Annotated in this window: 3 protein-coding genes; all 3 read left to right on the plus strand. The window is 57.1% G+C overall.

What is annotated here, in order from left to right:
• A partial coding sequence (locus PSSD_RS25660) for an efflux MFS transporter permease (protein WP_500812369.1) occupies positions 1–1,079 on the plus strand: 1,079 nt, incomplete at its 5' end.
• A complete protein-coding gene (locus tag PSSD_RS25665) occupies positions 1,076–2,164 on the plus strand; it encodes an HlyD family secretion protein (RefSeq protein WP_058974201.1) in 1,089 nt (362 codons plus the stop codon). The genes PSSD_RS25660 and PSSD_RS25665, both read left to right, overlap by 4 nt.
• The coding region (locus PSSD_RS25670) for an efflux transporter outer membrane subunit (protein ID WP_058974202.1) at positions 2,161–3,093 on the plus strand (933 nt) is incomplete at its 3' end. The genes PSSD_RS25665 and PSSD_RS25670, both read left to right, overlap by 4 nt.

Here is a 3,093-nt window from a genome sequence, read left to right on the forward strand (position 1 = left end):
TGATTGCGCTGGGTTGCGTGCTGGTGGTGAAACTGCCGCCGGGCGATCGTATTAAAGCCTTTGAAAAGATGGATTTTGTCACCTTTATCCTGCTGGCTCCCGGTATGGCGTTGCTCTGTGGTGTACTGTCGCTCGGACGCATTGAATGGTGGTTTACCACCCCCTGGTTGGGCATCTCCCTGGCCATCTCTCTGGTGTTGATCGTCGCCGCTGTGGTGGTCGAGCACAACCGCGCCAATCCGCTGATCAATACCCGCTGGTTGAGTAACGGCATGATCGTCCGACTCGGCATTGTCATGATCATGATGCGTATTGTGCTGGCCGAGCAGAACACCGGGGCCGTGGGCTTTCTGCAACAGCTTGGTCTGCTGAATGATCAGATGCGCGGTCTGGCGCTGGCCATTATCGCCGGGGTGATTTGTGGCATGGTGGCCAGTGCGCTGACGATCAAACCCACCCACCTTAGCTGGCCGATTGTCACTTCGCTGGTGGTGATGATTATCGCCTCGTACATGGATGCACAATCCAGCCCGCTAACGCGCGCCAATAACTTGTATATCAGTCAGTTTTTGCTCGGTTTCAGTAGCGCATTCTTCCTTGCCCCGGCCATGTTGTTAGGGATAGGTGGCGTGGTGACGCAGCCGAAGAACCTGGTGAGTTTTGTTGTGCTGTTTGGTATGAGCCAAAACTTAGGCGGGCTGATTGGTGCAGCGATTCTGGGCACCTTCCAGACGTGGCGCGAGAAATATCACTCCAGTCTGTTGGGCGATCAGCTTTCACAGCTTGCCCCTAATGTTACCGAGCGGCTAAGCCAGTACAGCGCGCTGTTCAGCAGCCAACTCTCAGATAACGTCTTGCTGAGTGCGCAAAGCACCAGCCAGTTACAAACGGTCGCCACGCTGCAGGCCAACGTGCTGGCGTATAACGATACCTATTTACTTACCGCCGCCCTGGCGCTGATCACGCTGATATGGGTGTTGTGGCGACTTTCGCGGCTGCGTTTTATCAACTGGCGTCAGGCACGCCGTGATTTGACCGAGCAAAATCAGCAAGCTTTACATCATACGGAGAATTCATGAGCCAACAGGATGATCTTCAGGCTGCGGAACGCGAACGCGCCAACCGCCGACGTATCCTTTCCATCGCTTTCGGCAGCGGCATCGTCATTGTTGGCGTGCTGGTGATTTTGTATGCCTGGCAGCTGTGGCCGTTTACCAGCACCGTTCAATCAACGGAAAACGCCTACGTACGCGGTCAGGTCACCTTCATCAGCCCGCAGGTCAGCGGTTATCTCACCGATGTACAGGTGGTGGATTTGCAACCCGTCACCAAGGGACAACTGTTGATGACCATCGACGATCGTATCTATCGCCAGCGGGTGCATCAGGCACAGGCGCAGCTGGATATGAAAATTGCGGCGCAAAACAACAACCAACAGCAGCGTCGCAGCGCCGAAGCCACCATCCTCAGTAATAAAGCCGCTCTGGAAAATGCCAAAGCGCAGGCGTTGAAGAGCAGTCTCGATCTTAAACGCGTTGAGAATCTGGCGGCGGATGGATCATTGTCGGTACGCGAACGTGATGCCTCACGAGCGGCGAATGCGCAGGCCCAGGCGCAGTTGCGTCAGGCCGATGCCCAGGTGGCGGTGTCACAGCAAAGTTTGCAGACCGTGGTGGTGAACCGAGGCTCGCTGGAGGCGGATGTGGCAAGCGCCCAAGCTGCGCTGGAGTTAGCCAATATCGATCTCGCCAATACGCGCATCATTGCTCCCGACAGTGGTCAGCTCGGACAGTTATCCGTGCGCAAAGGCACCTACGTGACGGCCGGTACGCGGTTGACCTCAGTGGTGCCGGATAACAAATGGGTGATTGCCAACCTTAAAGAGACGCAGTTGGCGCGGGTGCGCCCTGGTTTGCCGGTGACATTGCGTGTCGATGCGCTTGAAGGCAAGCGTTACGAGGGCCGGGTTGAGTATATTTCTCCGGCTGCGGGCTCCGAATTCAGTGCCATTTCGCCCGATAATGCCACCGGTAACTTCGTCAAAATTGCGCAGCGTATTCCGGTACGTATCCGCATTCTCGGTGACACCCATGAACTGCGTCCGGGGATGTCGGTGGAAGTGAGTATTGATACCGCTGCCGAGCCGCATAAGGACGCCCCATGAAGCGGGTAATGTTGGCGTCCATTATTGCGCTGATGGTAAGCGGTTGTGCCACTGAAGTCGAAAAAGCGCCGTCGTCATTACCGATCCCTGATAGCTGGCGGCAGCAGGTGGGGCCGTCAGCCGCGCCAGAAGCACAGTGGTGGCAAAGCTTTGGGGACGATAATCTTAATCGGCTGGTCAATCAGGCGTTGCAGCACAATAGCGATATCCTCACTGCGCGATCGCGAGTAGATCAATATCGCGCCCAGCTAAGGGCAGCACAGGGCGATAACTTCCCCACGCTGTCGGCGGGTGTAGCGGCAACCCATCAACGCGCCTTGTCAGCGGTGACGGGGCAGCCATATGAAAACGCCGTATTCCAGGGGCTGCTGCAGGCAAACTATGAGGTCGACCTGTGGGGCAGCCGCAGCAACAGCATTCGTGCCGCACAGGCCTCGCTGGAGGCGCAGCGTGCCGCAGCCTCAGCCGCGGAACTCACTGTTGCCAGTTCGGTGGCATCGGGTTATCTGAGTCTGTGTGCGCTGGATGAGCAGTTGCGGGTAACCATCGCGACCCTGGCAACTCGTGAAAACTCGCTCAATTTGGCGCAGCGTCAGTTTGAAACCGGCTACACCTCGCGCCTGGAATGGATGCAGGCGGCATCGGAATATCAGACCGCCAAAGCGCAAATCCCCCAGTTGCAGCATCAAATTGAGCAACAGGAGAATGCGCTGAGCGTGCTGGTGGGCATGAACCCACGTGAAATTGCCCGTAATAGCCAGTTTGACCACATCAAACCGCAGACATTGCCGTCGTCACTGCCGTCTCAGCTCCTTAATCGCCGCCCGGATATCGTACAGGCTCAGCGCCAGCTGATCGCCGCCGATGCCTCACTGGCCTCAGCACAGGCCCGATTTGTACCGTCGCTGAATCTCACGGCCAGCGGCACG

This window comes from Type-D symbiont of Plautia stali, from assembly GCF_001485335.1.
Classification (GTDB): domain Bacteria; phylum Pseudomonadota; class Gammaproteobacteria; order Enterobacterales; family Enterobacteriaceae; genus Pantoea; species Pantoea vagans_C.

Excerpts from the sequence above, each read along its gene's own strand:
- PSSD_RS25665 (WP_058974201.1), top strand. The coding sequence starts at position 1,076 with ATGAGCCAACAGGATGATCTTCAGGCTGCGGAACGCGAACGCGCCAAC.